The sequence below is a fragment of the Variovorax sp. KBS0712 genome, assembly GCF_006323185.2.
Classification (GTDB): Bacteria; Pseudomonadota; Gammaproteobacteria; order Burkholderiales; family Burkholderiaceae_C; genus Variovorax; species Variovorax boronicumulans.
Window position 1 is genome coordinate 2562314 of sequence record NZ_VCCD02000001.1, and the last position, 14951, is coordinate 2577264.

Consider the following 14951-nt stretch of genomic DNA (forward strand, 5'->3'; position numbering starts at 1 on the left):
AGAGAAAGATGCGCGTCAGCCGCGCCGGGGAATGTTGTGCGCGATGCGCCAGAGCACACCGGTCGGGTCGGTCAACGTGAAATCGACCATGCCCCACGGGCGCTCGGCGGGCGGCGTGGTCTGCACGGCGTAGCGTTCGGTCAGCCGCTGCGCCTGCACGCGGTCCCACCAGGCCAGCGCGTCATCGACGAGCAGATGCATCATGAAATTCTCTGCATGGGTCTGGGCGTAGAAGTCCTGCAGCAGGAAGCTGCTCTCGCCACAGAAGAAGTAAGCAATGCCGTCCTCGTTCGAGGCCAGCGTGAAGCCCAGGTCCTGGTAGAAGGCAATGGAGAGCGCGAAGTCCTTCGCCGGCACGAAGGCCTTGATCTCGACCACGCCCGGAAAGGTGTCAGCACTCATCGCGCTGGCGCTTCCGAGGTGGTCAGGCGCGAGAGCTTGGCCACGATCTGGCGCCACTCCGTGCGCTCGGGCACGCCCGGCTTGCGCGCGCCGAAGAACATCGCCATCAGCTCGCCCTCGCCGTCGAAGGCCTCGACCGAGGTCACGATGCCGTCGCTGGTCGGCTTCTGGACGATCCACACGCTCGCGATGCGGTCTTCGCGCAGGTGCAGGTTGAAGCCGGAGTCGAGCACGTTGAGCCACTGCATGCCGTGCATCTCCATCGGCTCGATGCGCACGACCGGCCCCGAGTGGATCTGGATGCAGCCGGGGCTGCCGACGAACACCATGATCGGCGTGCCGTCGAACGAAGCCTCGAGCAGCAGCTCGCGCAGCGCGCCGGTTTCGGCGCGCTGCGTGAACTCGCCTTCGGTGAGGCGAAAGCTCTGCTGGCGCTCCACGTCGAACTTGTTGAGCAGGCCGAAGAACTCGTGCGAGTCCTGCATGCCGCGCCAGGCATCGGCCAGTGCGGCCGCATCGATGGCAGCGTCGTCGCGCGGCAACGCCTTCTTCTCGGCGGGCACGAACTGCACTGGCGCGTCGAGCGCGGTGTAGGTGTCGATGACCGACTGGAACGCATCGCGGTCGGTCGCATCGCGCACGAAGATCTTGTGCACTGCCACGCCCTGCGGGCTGAAGAACTGCAGGCTCAGCGACGGCGGCACGCCGGCATTGGCCGCGGCCTCGCTGACCGCGAACCCTGCGTGCCAGCGGCTGAAGAACAGGCGCAGGTCGATGACCTCGCCCACCGCGAGCCCCATCGCGTCAGTGCCGGACACCTTCTCGTAGACGCCGGTCTTCTCGTGCACCGTGGTCTCGTTGCGCGTGAGCGCCAGCACGGGGCCACACAGCTCCAAGGCTTGCAGCAGCTCGACCCACGAGCCCTTCAGCCGCGTGGCGCGCAGCGCCTTGTCGTGCGCGCCCGTGTGTGCCGCAATGGCGGCGCCTTCGCTCAGGCCCATGGCCGCGGCCGCGTCCTTGTGGCGCATGCCCTTGGCGCGCAGTTCGGCGAAACGGGTGCGGATGTCTTCGGCATTCATCGGGTGTCCTTTGTTTGGAGAGAAGTGGCGGTGCGGCTCAGAAGTCCGCCACAAGCGAGACGTTGAAGCTGCGGCCCGGCTGGGTGTAGGCGTCGCGGATGGCCGAGGTGGTCGTTACGCCGCGCACATCGCTCCACATCCAGTAGCGCTTGTTGGTGAGGTTGGTCACCGACGCGTTCAGGCGCAGGTCCTTGCGGATGCGCCACTGCGCGCTGATGTCCAGCGTGGTGGCCGCCGGCGTGCGGAACTGCAGGCCCGTGGTCACTTCGCTGCGATCGACGTCTTCCCACTCTTTGGCGCCATGATGAACCGCATCGAGGCGCACGCTCCAGGCCGGTGCCTGGTACTTGAGTCCGGCGCTGAACTTCTGCGGATCAATCGAATTAAGCGGCCGGTTGTTGGTGCGGTCGCGGCCTTGCGTGCGGCCGTAGGCGAAGGGCACGGAGAAGCCGTTGCCGTTCTCGGTGAAATCGAGCTCGCCCTTGATCTCGAAGCCGCTGATGCGCGCGCGCCCGACGTTGACGGTCTGGTAGATCAGCGGGTCGATGCGCGGAATGCCGCGCCCGCCCACGAGCTTGTCGTTCTCGATGAGGTCCTTGTAGTCGCCGGTGAAGGCGGCCACGTCGAAGCTCAGGAGGCCGGTGCGACCGCGCACGCCCAGCTCGATGTTCTGGCTCTTCTCGGGCTTGAGGTTCGGGTTCGGGATCGTCTTGTAGCCCGAAATCACGTTCTCGAAGAAGTTGTTCACCTGGAATGCGTTGGGCGCCTTGAAACCCGAGGCGTAGTTGCCATACACGCTGAACTGCGGCGTGGCGCGGAACAGCACGCCCAGCTTGGGCGACACGGCCGAGCCCGACAGCGACACGGCCTGCGCGTTGAAGCCGGCCTGCTTCGCATCGAGCGAGAAGCGGTCGAAGCGGATGCCGGGCGTGATGCTCCAGCGGTCGTGAATGAACTCGTCCTGCACGTAGAAGGCGGTCGAGGTTTCGCGCGTGTCGGGAAAGCGCTTGAGCGGGTAGCTCTCGCCGGCCGGCGGCACGAGGCCGGTCTGCAGGTTCTCGACGTTCGTGCGCGTGTAGTCCAGGCCGTAGGTGATCTTCTGGGCCCAGTTGCCCATGCGGATCGTCTTGTCGGCCTGCAGGCCGAACTGCCAGGTGTTCTCGTCGTAGGTGACGTCGCGCGTGCGGTCGGCCGCGGTGAAGCGGTCTTCGTAGATGTACTCGCGCGAGCCGGCCTTCTGGTAGCTCACGACAGCGAGCAGGTTGTCGGCCATCACACTGTTCAGGCGCAACCGGCCTTCGTAGGTCAGGCGATCGCGGTCGAGGTCGGTCTTGGCATTGAGGCCGATCACCGAGGTGGACGCATACGGCGGCTTGGCCACGCCCGACAGCAGGTTGTAGCGGCTGCTCTTCTCGACGTGTTCGAAGGTGAAGGCGTGGCGCTGGTCGGCGTTGGGCGTGAGGATGGCCTTGGCCAGCAGCGAACGGGTCTGGTCGCGCTGCGGATTGGGCGTGGTGCGGTCGAGGTTGGGCACGTTGAGCGAGCCCCGGTTCTCGAGTTCGCTGGCGTGCCCCAGGTTGGCGGACACGAGCCACTCGAGCACGTCGTTCGCCTTGCCCGCGAGCGTGACGCCGCCGCGCACGCCGTTGTCTTCACCGCTGTAGCCGATGTTCGCGCTGCCGCCGAAGGTCTTGCCCTCGCGCAGGAAGGACGAGGGCTCGCGGGTGATGAAGTTGACCAGCCCGGCCAGGCCGTCCGAGCCGTAGAGCGCCGAGGCCGGGCCCTTGATGATCTCGATGCGCTCGACGAGGCTGATGTCGAAGTAGTCGCGGCCGAACGCATTGGCGCTGAACACGTAGCTGCGCGGCGTGCGGATGCCGTCGGTCAGCAGCAGCACGCGGTTGCCGTCCAGGCCGCGGATGTTGAAGCCCGCGTTGCTGTCGCGGCCGGTATTGCCCTGCGCCAACCCGAAGCGCGCAGGCGAACGCTTGACCGACACGTTGGGCAGGTCGCGCACGGCATCGCGGATGTCGTGGATCTGCTTGCTCTCGATGTCCTGGCGGTTGATGACCTCGATGCTCAGCGGCAGGTCGTCCTTGGCCTGCTCCGAGCGCGATCCGCTCACCACCACTTCGCCGAGCGCCGCGAGTTGCTGGGACCACGCGGGCGCGGCGGCCATGCCGAAGGCAGAGGCGATCAGCCAGGGCAGCAGCGCAGGTCGATGGGAAGACGGTCGAGGGAAATGAGCGGCCACGAAAAAGGTCCAGAAAACAGTTGAAGAACTGCTTGCTGGACCTTGAGGCGCAAAGGGTTGCGCGAGTGACCTGGCTGGCAATGAGGGGCAGCGGTGTGCCCGTGTTTTTATTGTATGAGAATAATTCTCATCTTCACAACTTCAGGCACTTAAGACTTACTCACGCAGGGGCCGTCGTGCGGATCAGGTGGTCGAACGCACCGAGCGCCGCCTTCGCGCCGTCGCCGGCCGCGATGATGATCTGCTTGAACGGCACCGTGGTGACGTCACCCGCCGCGAACACGCCGGGCACCGAGGTCTGGCCGCGCGCGTCGACAACGATCTCGCCGTGCTTCGTCAGCTCGACCGTGCCCTTGAGCCAGTCGGTGTTGGGCACCAGGCCGATCTGGATGAACACGCCTTCGAGCTCGACCTTCTTCAGCTCGCCCGATGCGCGATCCTTGTAGACCAGCCCGTTGACCTTCTGGTCGCCGGTGATCTCGGTGGTCTGCGCGTTGGTGAAGATGTCGACGTTCTTCAGGCTCTTGAGCTTGCGCTGCAGCACGGCGTCGGCGCGCAGTTGCGTGTCGAACTCGATCAGCGTCACGTGGCCGACGATGCCGGCCAGATCGATGGCCGCCTCGACGCCCGAGTTGCCGCCGCCGATCACCGCCACGCGCTTGCCCTTGAACAGCGGGCCGTCACAGTGCGGGCAGTAGGCCACGCCCTTGTTCTTGAACTCGTGCTCGCCCGGCACGTTGATGTTGCGCCAGCGGGCACCGGTCGAGATGATGACGGTCTTGCTCTTGAGCGACGCGCCGCTTTCGAGCTGCACCTCGATCAGCTCCTTGCCCGGCACCAGTGCCTTGGCGCGCTGCAGGTTCATGATGTCGACGTCGTAGTCGCGCACATGCTCTTCGAGGGCGTGGGCGAACTTCGGTCCTTCGGTTTCCTTGATCGAGATGAAGTTCTCGATGCCCAGCGTGTCGAGCACCTGGCCGCCGAAGCGCTCCGAGGCAACGCCCGTGCGGATGCCCTTGCGTGCGGCGTACACCGCGGCAGCGGCACCGGCGGGGCCACCGCCGACGATCAGCACGTCGAAGGCGTCCTTGGCGGCGATCTTCGCGGCTTCGCGCTCGACGCCGCTGGTGTCGATCTTGGCGAGGATTTCTTCCAGGCTCATGCGGCCCTGGCCGAACTCGGTGCCGTTCAGGAACACGGTCGGCACAGCCATGATCTGGCGTTCCTTCACTTCGTCCTGGAAGGTGCCGCCCTCGATCATCGTGGTGCGGATGCGGGGGTTCTGGATGGCCATCAGGTTCAGCGCCTGGACCACGTCGGGGCAGTTGTGGCAGGTGAGCGAGACGTAGATTTCGAACTCGAAATCGCCGTCGAGCGCCTTGATCTGGTCAAGCACGGCTTGCTCGACCTTCGGGGGGTAGCCGCCGATCTGCAGCAGCGCAAGGATCAGCGACGTGAATTCATGGCCCATCGGCAGGCCGGCAAAGCGCGGGCCGTGGTTTTCGCTCGGGCGGTTGACCGAGAACGAGGGCTTGCGGTGGCTGTCGTCGCGGCTTTCGGTCAGCGTGACCAGCGGTGAGACTTCGGCAACGTCCTTCAGCAGCGACAGCATTTCGCCCGAAGCCTTGCTGTCGTCGAGCGAGGCAACGATCTCGATCGGCTGCGTGGCGCGTTCGAGGTAACTCTTCAATTGGGCTTTGGTGCTGGCGTCAAGCATGGCGGACTCTCTTTCGATAACTGGAAACTATCAACTGGGGACAAAAAAGCCCGGGGCCTCGTGAGCGCCCGGGCTTTGCGCGGGGCGCTTAGATCTTGCCGACGAGGTCGAACGACGGAGCGATGGTCTTGTCGCCGTCATTCCACTTGGCCGGGCAGACTTCGTTCGGGTGCTCGGCGGTGTAGACCGCGGCCTTGAGCTTGCGCAGGGTTTCCTTCACGTCGCGGGCGATTTCGTTGGAGTGCACTTCGGCGGTCTTGATGATGCCGTCGGGGTTGATCACGAAGGTGCCGCGCAGTGCCAGGCCTTCTTCGGGGATGTGCACGCCGAACGCGTTGGTCAGCGTGTGGGTCGGGTCGCCCACCAGGGGGAACTTGGCCTTGCCGACGGCCGGCGACGTGTCGTGCCAGACCTTGTGCGAGAAGTGCGTGTCGGTGGTCACGATGTAGACCTCGGCACCCAGCTTCTGGAACTCGGGGTAGTGGTCGGCCGCGTCTTCGACTTCGGTCGGGCAGTTGAAGGTGAAGGCCGCCGGCATGAAGATCAGCACAGACCACTTGCCCTTGAGCGTCTCGTCGGACACATCGATGAACTTGCCGTTGAGGTAAGCCTGGGTCTTGAAAGGTTGGACTGCGGTGTTGATCAGGGACATGTGATTCCTTGGATGCTGCGGTTGGAAAAATAAGCGTGAGCCATGAGTATAACTACCAATATATCATTTTTGATAGATATCAACTATTGAAAGTATTGGAACCCGCTATGTTTGCCATCGCCTCGCGCGTCGCCTTGCGCCAGGTCAATACGAACGTGTATCACCATCACACGCATGCAGACCGGCGCAGCATGGGTTTGCTTGCAAGCGTGTGTTCGCCCCTCCGACAATCACCGCTTTCAGAACAAGGAAAATAATCATGAAGGGCGACCCCAAAGTCATCGAACACCTGCAGGCGCAGCTCAAGAACGAGCTGACCGCGATCAACCAGTACTTCCTCCACTACCGCATGCTCAAGCACTGGGGCCTGGACAAGCTGGCGAAGAAGGAATACGAGGAATCCATCGGCGAGATGAAGCACGCCGACAAGCTTATGGACCGCATCTTCATGCTCGACGGCCTGCCCAACCTGCAGGACCTGGGCAAGCTGAACATCGGCGAAGACGTGCCCGAGCTGCTGCGCTGCGACCTCGGCGCCGAAACCGGCGCGCAAGCGACCATCAAGGACGGCATCGCGCATTGCGAATCGGTGCGCGACTATGTCTCGCGCGACCTGCTGCAAGAGATCCTGGACGACACCGAGGAGCACATCGACTTCCTCGAGACGCAGATCGACCTGATCGACCGCGTCGGCCTGCAGAACTACCTGCAGTTGCAAGTGGGCGAGCTCGAGTAAGCACAACGCAACGCCGCCACGGCATTGCAAACAAACGGGGCTTCGGCCCCGTTTTTTATTGCTCTTTACTTAACTTCATAGCCACTGAATAGCAGTCATTCTCATTCGCGCGACTACAATTCGCGCTTTCGATGACTGCCCCCGCCCGTTCCGACAACCGCCGCCGCGCCTATTGGCTCAAGACCCTCCACGAGTGGCATTGGGTCAGTTCCGCCATCTGTCTCGTCGGGATGATCCTGTTCAGCGTCACGGGCTTCACGCTCAACCACGCGGGCCAGATCGAGGCCAAGCCGGTGGTCACCACGCACAACGGCACGGTCGACGACACATTGCGCGCCCGCCTCGAACAGCAACTGCCGGCCGCCAAGGCCCAGCAGGGCAAGGCGCCGCTTCCCGCCGAACTGCAAGCCTGGCTGCGCAAGCAATGGGACATCGACACCGCCGGCCGCGAGGCCGAGTGGTCCGACGACGAAATCTATCTCTCGCTCCCCCGCCCCGGCGGCGACGCCTGGCTGCGCCTGAGCCTGCCCGAGGGCGAGGTCGAATACGAGCGCACCGACCGCGGCTGGCTCTCCTACTTCAACGACCTGCACAAGGGCCGCAACACCGGCACCGCCTGGAGCTGGTTCATCGACATCTTCGCGGCCGCCACGCTGGTCTTCTCGGTCACCGGGCTGTTCATTCTCAAGATGCACGCGGGCAACCGCCCCTTCACCTGGCCCATGGTGGGCATGGGGCTGGTGGTGCCGGTGCTGCTCGCGTTGCTGTTCATTCACTGACCGATCCGATCGACGGATCGGCCCGTGCGTTGTCTTTGCTGATTCACGAAGAAAGAGGTTTTCCCGTGCACCTTCGCTACTCGCTCGCACCGATCGCCATGTCGGCGCTGTTCGCGGCCCCGGCCATTGCCGCCGGCCTGTCGGTCAACATCGAGATTCCCCGGCTCAACGTGTCGGAGTACCACCGCCCCTACGTGGCGACCTGGATCGAACGCGCCGACAGCACGATGGCCGGCACGCTGGCCGTCTGGTACGACGTGCGCACCAAGACCAACAACCCCGAGGGCGAAGGCACCAAGTGGCTCAAGGACATGCGCCAGTGGTGGCGCCGCGGCGGCCGTGAACTGGCGGTGCCGGTCGATGGCGTCACCGGCGCCTCCAAGCCCGCGGGCAAGCACCAGCTGAGCTTTACCGAAGGCACGGGCGCCATGCCCAAGCTCGCTCCCGGCGCCTACAAGCTGGTGGTGGAAGCCGCCCGTGAAGTCGGCGGCCGCGAGGTCGTGACCATCCCGTTCCAGTGGCCGCCCACCGCCGCCGCACAACCGGTCGCGGCCGGCAAGGAAGAGCTCGGCGAGATCAAGCTCGAACTCAAGCCCTGAACGCCGCCGTCACCCACTCCGCCCCCTCTCTCATTCCAAGGACCACCATGACCCGCTTCACCCTGCGCGCCGCCGGCCTCGCCCTCGCCCTCTCGGCCGTTGCCTCCGTGACCCAGGCGCACAACGCCTGGCTGCTGCCCTCGACCACCGTGCTGTCGAAGGCCGACACCGTGAGCGTCGACGCCGCCGTGTCGAACGACCTGTTCGTTGCCAACCATGCGCCGCTGCGCCTGGACGGCCTGCAGATCACCGCCCCCGACGGCAGCTCGGTCAAGCCGGAATCCGAAGCCAAGCTCAAGCTGCGCAACGTGTTCGACGTGAACGTCGCGCAGCCGGGTACCTACCGCATCGCGGTGGTCAACAACGGCGCGTTCGCCGCCTGGAAGGACAAGGCCACGGGCCAGAACAAGCGCGCCCGCGGCACGGCCGAAACCATCACCAAGGAAATCCCGGCCGATGCGCAGGACGTGACCATCACCCAATCGGCCGGCCGCATCGAGACCTTCGTGACCGTCGGCAAGCCCTCGGCGCTCAAGCCCATCGGCCAGGGCCTGGAACTGATCTCGGCCGGCAGCCCGACCGACCTGGCCAAGGGCGAGAAGGCCACCTTCACGCTGCACCTGGACGGCAAGCCCGCCAAGGACCTCGAAGTGACCGTGACCGCCGGCAACACCCAGTACCGCGACAAGCTCGACGAACTCAAGCTCAAGACCGACGACAAGGGCCAGTTCAGCGTGACCTGGCCGGCCGCCGGCATGTACTGGCTCGACGCCAGCACCAAGGACAGCAAGACCACCGTGCCGCAAGCCAAGGAACGCCGCCTGAGCTACGCGGCCACCCTGGAAGTGATGCCCTGACCCTGCGTTTTTCCTTGGGCCTTTCCTTCAGCACCTGGCGCGCGGGCGGCTACGCCAACGCGGCCGTTCCCCGTCCCGCCGATCCCACCAGCCTCCAGCAGCTCGGCGGGCAGACGATGGGCACGACCTGGTCGCTGCGCTTCGACAACCCGCGGATGCTGCCGCTCGCGCAGGTGCGCGAGGCGGTCGAGGCGGCGCTCGCGCGCGTCATCACGCAGATGAGCCATTGGGAACCCGACTCCCTCATCAGCCGCTTCAACACCGCGCCCGCCGGTTCGCGCCATGCGCTGCCGGCGGAGTTCGCACAGGTGATGCAGTGCGCCCTCGCGTGGGCGCAGGCCAGCGGCGGCGCGATCGATCCGACGGTCGGTGCGCTGGTGGCGCGCTGGGGCTTCGGCCCCGCAGCGTCACAGGACAACGCCCTGCCCTCACGCGACGCGCTGGCCGCGATCCACTCGAACGTTGGCTGGCAACGGCTGACCTTCGATGAGGTCAACCACACGCTGATGCAACCCGGCGGCGTGCAGCTCGACCTGTCGGGCATCGCCAAGGGCTTCGCGGTGGACCACGGCGTCGACGCGCTGCGCGCGCTCGGCCTCACCGACCTGCTGTTCGAGGTCGGCGGCGAGCTGCGCGGCATCGGCCGGCGACCCGGCGGCGCGCCGTGGCAGGTGCAGGTCGACACCGAGATGCCGACGCCGCAACGCATCGCCCTGGCCGACATGGCCGTGGCCACCTCGGGCGACCGCTGGCACCGGCGCGCGGTCGAAGGCCGCAGCTGGTCGCACACCATCGATCCGCGTGACGGCGAGCCGGTGGCGCATGCGCTGGCCAGCGTCACCGTGCTGCACCCGCAGTGCATGCAGGCGGACGCGCTCGCCACCGTGCTGACCGTGCTCGGACCCGACGAGGGTCTGGCCTTCGCGCAGCAGCGCGACATCGCGGCCCTGTTCATCGCCCGCGCCGACGACGGATCGCTCACCGAGCAGGCCACGCGCGCGTGGCTCGCGCAGGCGGGCGCATGACCGAGACCCTGTGGCGCGCGCTGGCCGCCAGCGCGACGGTCGCGGCCTATGCCGCGCTGTGCCTGGGCATCTACGCACGCCAGCGGCGGCTGCACGCCACGGCCGCCCGCGAAGCCGCGGCGCTGTCGGCCGGTGACGGCGCGCAGGCCTCGCCCACCCTCGTGCTGTTCGCCAGCCAGACCGGCCAGGCGGAAACCATCGCGTGGCAGACCGCGCGGCGGCTGCGCGCGGCGGGCACGGCCGTACGCGTGATGGCCCTCAATGCCCTCGACAGCGCCACGCTGGCCTCGGCCCGCCGCGCCCTCTTCGTGGCCAGCACCTACGGCGAAGGCGATGCACCCGACGGCGCCAGCGTGTTCGCCGAGCGCGTGATGGGCGCGCCGCTGGCGCTGCCATCGCTGCGCTACGCCGTGCTGGCGCTGGGAGACCGCCAGTACACCCACTTCTGCGGCTTCGGCCGCGCGCTCGACGCGTGGCTTCACACGGCCGGCGCCGTGCGCGACTTCGAACCCATCGAGGTCGACAACAGCGATCCCGCCGCGCTCGCCGATTGGCACGCCCGCTGGGGCGATGCGCCGGAGGGCGGCGACGACGCCCCGGCGAGCTTTGCGCCCTGGCGGCTCACGCGGCGCGAACTGCTCAACGCCGGCAGCACGGGCGGCCCGGTCTTCCATCTCGGCCTCACGCCACAAGCCGGCGCCCTGCCGCACTGGGCTTCGGGCGACCTGGCGCAGGTCGCAATCGCAAGCGATCCGGCGCGGCCACGCGACTACTCGATCGCCTCCCTGCCCGCCGATGGCGAACTGCAACTGCTCGTGCGGCAGGAACAGCACCCCGACGGCTCGATGGGCGCCGCGTCGGGCCTGCTCACCTCGACGCTTTCGGTCGGCGACTCCGTGGCGCTGCGCCTGCGGCCGCATCGCGGCTTCCGGCTGGAGGGCAACGAGAGCCGTCCGCTGATCCTGATCGGCAACGGCACCGGCCTGGCCGGCCTGCGCGCCCACCTGCGCGCGCGCGCCGCGGCCGGCCGCAAGGACAACTGGCTCGTGTTCGGCGAGCGCCAGTCCGCCCACGACTTCCTCTGCCGCCAGGAAATCGAAGCCTGGCAGGCCGATGGCACGCTCGCCCGGCTCGACATGGTGTTCTCGCGCGACCAGGCCGAGCGCTTCTACGTGCAGCACCGCCTGCTGCAGGTGGCCGACACGCTGCAAGCCTGGCTGCGCGACGGCGCCGCCGTCTATGTCTGCGGCAGCCTGCAGGGCATGGCGTCGGGCGTGGACGCGGCGCTGCGGCAGATCGCCGGCGACGACCTCTGGGCCGAGCTGTCGGCCAGCGGACACTACCGCCGCGACGTCTATTGAACGGCCCGCGCGGCCTCGTCAGTTGCGCGCCGGCAACGGAGCGGGCGAAACTTTCTGGTTAAAAGCGGCCAGTTGAGCACCTTGGTATTGAGAAGCAATATCATTTGCATCGATTTGCAAAAACCCTTCGCAAATCAGCTCACCCAGCCAGTCTTGCCGCCCTTTTTCTCCCCGAGAGTGCGCCGCCCGGACCCAGCCAGTCGAGCTCTGCCCGCCCGCCCTTTCTGGAGAAAACAACATGGCCTATATCAAGAGCCGCAAACACGCCGTCGCACGCGCCGTTCCTCACCTTTCGGGCGCCGCCGCAGCCACGCTGCTGGCCATCGCAGCCCCCGCCGCCTTTGCCCAGACCGGGCGGGCCCTGCCTGAAGTCCGCGTGCAGGATTCGAGCGCCGCCGACTACAAGACCGACACCTCGGCCAACCCGAAGTTCACGGCCCCGCTGGTGAACACGCCGCAGACCATCCAGGTGATCAAGGAACAGATCATTCGCGAACAGGGCGCGACCACGCTCACCGAAGCGCTGCGCAACACCGCCGGCGTCGGCACCTTCTTCCTGGGCGAGAACGGCAACACGAACACCGGCGACGCCGTCTTCATGCGCGGCTTCGACAGCTCCAGCAGCATCTTCGTGGACGGCATCCGCGACCTGGGCTCGGTCTCGCGCGACATGTTCAACATCGAGCAGGTCGAAGTCGTGAAGGGCCCGTCGGGCACCGACGTGGGCCGCACCTCGCCCACCGGCTACATCAACCTGGTCACCAAGAAGCCGAAGCTCGAAGACAGCTTCCTGGGCTCGCTCGGTTTCGGCAGCGCCGACTACAAGCGCGGCAGCATCGACTGGAACAAGTCGCTCAGCAGCGCCAACGGCATCGGCGCGGCCTTCCGCCTGAATGCGGCGATGGAAGACTCGGGCGTGCCCGGCCGCGACTTCGTCAAGAACAAGCGCACCGCCATTGCACCGTCGATCGCCCTCGGCCTGAATTCGCCCACGCGCTTCTACTTCGACTACCTGCACGTCGACCAGGACAACGTGCCCGATGGCGGCGTGCCGACCATCGGCCTGCCCAGCTATTCGAACCCCGATCCGGTCGCTCTCGGCGCACGTCGCCGCAGCTTCCTGAACTACGCAGCGCCGGTTGATCCGAAGAATTTCTACGGCACCGCCTACGACTTCAACAAGGTGACGGCCGACATGTTCACCGCGCGCGTGGAGCACGACTTCACGCCCGACGTCACGCTGCGCAACACCACCCGCTACGGCAAGACGAAGCAGGACTACATGCTGACGGCGTTCATGCTCGGCGGCCTGGGCACCAACGGCAACCCGCCGCCCTCGGGCAACACCGCGTTCCTCAGTACGCCGATCCCGGGCCTGCCGTCCACCTGGACGACCACGCGCAACCTGCCGACCAACAAGAACCAGGAAAACACGATCTTCGTCAACCAGACGAACGTGACCGCCAAGTTCAACACCGGCAGCCTGAGCCACTCGCTCAGCGCGGGCGTCGAGCTGATCCGTGAAGAGCAGTCGAGCCTGGGCTACTTCAGCCCCGGCGCCACGTTCAACGGCAAGGTCGTGCAGAACGGCGCCTGGCCGGTGGCCAACCTGTACGCGCCGAACCCGTACGTGAACGGCTACAACCGCATGCTCAGCGGCGCCGACAGCAAGGGCGTGACCAACACGGTCGGCCTGTACGCCTTCGACACCATCAAGCTCAACGAGCAATGGCAGATCACCGGCGGCCTGCGCTTCGACCACTACAGCACCTCGTTCCAGAGCGCGACGCTGTCGACCGCAACGACCAACCCCGGCCTGCCGGTCGGCACGCTGGTGCCCTCGTCGCTCAAGCTCTCCGACAACCTGTTCACCGGCAAGATCGGCGTGGTCTACAAGCCCGCGAAGAACGGCAGCATCTACGCGGCCTACGGCACCTCGGCCCAGCCCCCGGGCGGCGCGAACTTCTCGCTGTCGGCCGCCGGCACGGGCAACAGCGCGGCGCGCACCGACTTCCTGCCGCAAAAGGCCAAGACCTTCGAAGTGGGCACGAAGTGGGACGTGCTGGACGACAAGCTGTCGCTGACCGGCGCGGTCTACCGCACCGACGTGACCAATGAAGTGGTGCAGGACCCGACCAACACCGCGCTGTACTACCAGAGCGGCAAGAAGCGCGTGCAGGGCATCGAACTGGGCGTGGCGGGCACCATCACCGAACGCTGGGGCATGAGTGCCGGCTTCACCACGATGGACACCAAGGTGCAAAGCGGCCCCAACGTCACGGCCGACGGCACCAACGTGCTGACCTACACGCCGAAGAACTCGTTCACGGCCTGGACCACCTACCAGTTCCCGTTCGGCCTGACGGTCGGCGGTGGCGCGCGCTACAACGGCAAGCTGCACCGCGGCACCGACGGCGCCGTGGGCACGCCGGCCTACATCGATTCCTACTGGGTGTTCGATGCCATGGCGTCGTACCGCATCAACAAGAACGTCGACATCCAGCTGAACATCGCCAATGTGTTCGACAAGCAGTACGCGGCTGCCATCAACAAGAGCGGCTACCGCTACACGCCGGGCATCCCTCGCTCGGCCAAGATCACCGCGAACTTCGCGTTCTGATCCCGACGACCGCGTCGCCTCCGTGCCGGCCCCTGCGGCAGGCGCGGTGCGACACTCGAGCCCCGGCCTGCGCCGGGGCTTTTTTCTTGTGGAGTTCACCGAAATGATGCTGCATGTGCCCGACGTGCTGAGCCCGGACCAGGTGCGCGAGATGCGCGCCGCACTCGACGCCACCCACTGGGTCGACGGCCGCGAAACCGTGGGAGACCAAGGCGCGCAGGTGAAGCGCAATCGCCAGTTGCCGGAGTCTTCGCCCGTCTCGCGCGAGCTCGGCGCGACCATCCTGGCCGCACTCTCGCGCCACGCGCTGTTCTTCTCGGCCGCGCTGCCCGCGCGTTTCGTGCCGCCGCTGTTCAACCGCTACGAGGGCGGCGAGCACTACGGCGTGCACGTCGACGGCTCGGTGCGCGCGGTGCCGGGCAGCAGCCAGCAGCTGCGCACCGACCTGTCGTGCACCCTCTTCCTGAGCGATCCGGAGGATTACGACGGCGGCGAGCTGGAAGTGATCGACACCTACGGCTCGCACGAGGTCAAGCTGCCGGCCGGCGACCTCATCCTCTACCCGGCGAGCAGCCTGCACCGCGTGCACCCGGTCACGCGCGGGGCGCGGGTGTGCTCCTTCTTCTGGCTGCAGAGCATGGTGCGCAGCGATGCCCAGCGCGGCATGCTGTTCGAACTCGACCAGACCATCCAAAAACTGCGCGCCCGCCTGGGCGAATGCGAGGAAACCGTGGCGCTCACCGGCCACTATCACAACCTCTTGCGGCTCTGGGCCGAGGTGTAACACCGGCTTGCAAAGTCCGGTGGCATGTCAGTCATAGTGATTGCAAATGCGATGGATTCTTATTTATAATGAGTCACATCTAACAG

At 66.3% G+C, this 14951-nt stretch carries 14 protein-coding genes; 8 read left to right on the forward strand and 6 right to left on the reverse strand.

The genetic code is table 11. The annotated features are described in order from the left end of the window. Nucleotides 1-15: 15 nt before the first annotated feature. The 5 genes from FFI97_RS11865 to ahpC all read right to left on the reverse strand — a co-directional run bounded on the left by FFI97_RS11865 (nt 16) and on the right by ahpC (nt 6104). The gene (locus FFI97_RS11865; RefSeq protein WP_139706074.1) at nt 16-402 is read right to left on the reverse strand and encodes a VOC family protein; all 387 of its coding nucleotides are present in this window, start codon (nt 400-402) and stop codon (nt 16-18) included. After that, nucleotides 399-1481: a hemin-degrading factor gene (locus FFI97_RS11870; protein ID WP_139706076.1), complete on the reverse strand. Its 1083-nt coding sequence runs from the start codon at nt 1479-1481 to the stop codon at nt 399-401. The genes FFI97_RS11865 and FFI97_RS11870 overlap by 4 nt, the downstream gene beginning before the upstream one ends. A 37-nt stretch (nt 1482-1518) precedes the next feature. Beyond that, nucleotides 1519-3735: a TonB-dependent hemoglobin/transferrin/lactoferrin family receptor gene (locus FFI97_RS11875; protein WP_139706078.1), complete on the reverse strand. Its 2217-nt coding sequence runs from the start codon at nt 3733-3735 to the stop codon at nt 1519-1521. 160 nt (nt 3736-3895) lie between these two features. Further along, complete coding sequence (gene ahpF / locus FFI97_RS11880) at nt 3896-5452, reverse strand: alkyl hydroperoxide reductase subunit F (RefSeq protein ID WP_139706080.1); 1557 nt, start codon at nt 5450-5452, stop codon at nt 3896-3898. A gap of 88 nt (nt 5453-5540) precedes the next feature. Next, a complete protein-coding gene (ahpC, locus tag FFI97_RS11885) occupies nt 5541-6104 on the reverse strand; it encodes an alkyl hydroperoxide reductase subunit C (protein ID WP_062473036.1) in 564 nt (187 codons plus the stop codon). Nucleotides 6105-6363: 259 nt separating this feature from the next. Between ahpC and bfr the strand changes: the two genes are divergently transcribed. From bfr to FFI97_RS11915, 6 genes are all read left to right on the forward strand, one after another. Continuing rightward, nucleotides 6364-6840 carry a bacterioferritin gene (bfr, locus tag FFI97_RS11890; protein WP_062473038.1) on the forward strand — a complete coding sequence of 159 codons (477 nt, stop codon included), beginning with the start codon at nt 6364-6366 and terminating at the stop codon, nt 6838-6840. Nucleotides 6841-6971: 131 nt separating this feature from the next. Then, the gene (locus FFI97_RS11895) at nt 6972-7619 is read left to right on the forward strand and encodes a PepSY-associated TM helix domain-containing protein (protein ID WP_139706082.1); all 648 of its coding nucleotides are present in this window, start codon (nt 6972-6974) and stop codon (nt 7617-7619) included. A gap of 98 nt (nt 7620-7717) precedes the next feature. Then, the gene (locus FFI97_RS11900; RefSeq protein WP_185993643.1) at nt 7718-8218 is read left to right on the forward strand and encodes a DUF2271 domain-containing protein; all 501 of its coding nucleotides are present in this window, start codon (nt 7718-7720) and stop codon (nt 8216-8218) included. A gap of 47 nt (nt 8219-8265) precedes the next feature. Next, nucleotides 8266-9075, forward strand: coding sequence for a DUF4198 domain-containing protein (locus FFI97_RS11905; RefSeq protein ID WP_139706086.1), 810 nt, complete (start codon nt 8266-8268; stop codon nt 9073-9075). 14 nt (nt 9076-9089) lie between these two features. Beyond that, on the forward strand, nt 9090-10100 hold the full coding sequence (locus FFI97_RS11910) for an FAD:protein FMN transferase (RefSeq protein WP_139706088.1): 1011 nt from the start codon (nt 9090-9092) through the stop codon (nt 10098-10100). Further along, nucleotides 10097-11461 carry a sulfite reductase subunit alpha gene (locus tag FFI97_RS11915; protein ID WP_139706090.1) on the forward strand — a complete coding sequence of 455 codons (1365 nt, stop codon included), beginning with the start codon at nt 10097-10099 and terminating at the stop codon, nt 11459-11461. Before FFI97_RS11910 ends, FFI97_RS11915 begins: the two co-directional genes overlap by 4 nt. Nucleotides 11462-11479: 18 nt before the next feature. Here the strand turns inward: FFI97_RS11915 and FFI97_RS11920 are convergent, their stop codons facing one another. Further along, nucleotides 11480-11701: a hypothetical protein gene (locus tag FFI97_RS11920; protein ID WP_139140281.1), complete on the reverse strand. Its 222-nt coding sequence runs from the start codon at nt 11699-11701 to the stop codon at nt 11480-11482. Between FFI97_RS11920 and FFI97_RS11925 the strand changes: the two genes are divergently transcribed. Beyond that, entirely contained in the window at nt 11700-14081 is a 2382-nt protein-coding gene (locus FFI97_RS11925; RefSeq protein WP_062473049.1) for a catecholate siderophore receptor Fiu, read from the forward strand. The genes FFI97_RS11920 and FFI97_RS11925 overlap by 2 nt on opposite strands. 103 nt (nt 14082-14184) lie before the next feature. Continuing rightward, nucleotides 14185-14865: a Fe2+-dependent dioxygenase gene (locus FFI97_RS11930; RefSeq protein ID WP_070059743.1), complete on the forward strand. Its 681-nt coding sequence runs from the start codon at nt 14185-14187 to the stop codon at nt 14863-14865. Nucleotides 14866-14951 lie beyond the last annotated feature (86 nt).

Bases quoted from the DNA above. Each gene is read 5' to 3' on its own strand.
- FFI97_RS11895 (WP_139706082.1), top strand. From the start codon at position 6,972: ATGACTGCCCCCGCCCGTTCCGACAACCGCCGCCGCGCCTATTGGCTC.
- FFI97_RS11900 (WP_185993643.1), top strand. From the start codon at position 7,718: ATGTCGGCGCTGTTCGCGGCCCCGGCCATTGCCGCCGGCCTGTCGGTC.
- FFI97_RS11905 (WP_139706086.1), top strand. From the start codon at position 8,266: ATGACCCGCTTCACCCTGCGCGCCGCCGGCCTCGCCCTCGCCCTCTCG.
- bfr (WP_062473038.1), top strand. From the start codon at position 6,364: ATGAAGGGCGACCCCAAAGTCATCGAACACCTGCAGGCGCAGCTCAAG.
- FFI97_RS11920 (WP_139140281.1), bottom strand. From the start codon at position 11,701: ATGTTGTTTTCTCCAGAAAGGGCGGGCGGGCAGAGCTCGACTGGCTGG.
- FFI97_RS11865 (WP_139706074.1), bottom strand. From the start codon at position 402: ATGAGTGCTGACACCTTTCCGGGCGTGGTCGAGATCAAGGCCTTCGTG.
- FFI97_RS11930 (WP_070059743.1), top strand. From the start codon at position 14,185: ATGATGCTGCATGTGCCCGACGTGCTGAGCCCGGACCAGGTGCGCGAG.
- FFI97_RS11925 (WP_062473049.1), top strand. From the start codon at position 11,700: ATGGCCTATATCAAGAGCCGCAAACACGCCGTCGCACGCGCCGTTCCT.
- FFI97_RS11915 (WP_139706090.1), top strand. From the start codon at position 10,097: ATGACCGAGACCCTGTGGCGCGCGCTGGCCGCCAGCGCGACGGTCGCG.
- ahpF (WP_139706080.1), bottom strand. From the start codon at position 5,452: ATGCTTGACGCCAGCACCAAAGCCCAATTGAAGAGTTACCTCGAACGC.
- FFI97_RS11870 (WP_139706076.1), bottom strand. From the start codon at position 1,481: ATGAATGCCGAAGACATCCGCACCCGTTTCGCCGAACTGCGCGCCAAG.
- ahpC (WP_062473036.1), bottom strand. From the start codon at position 6,104: ATGTCCCTGATCAACACCGCAGTCCAACCTTTCAAGACCCAGGCTTAC.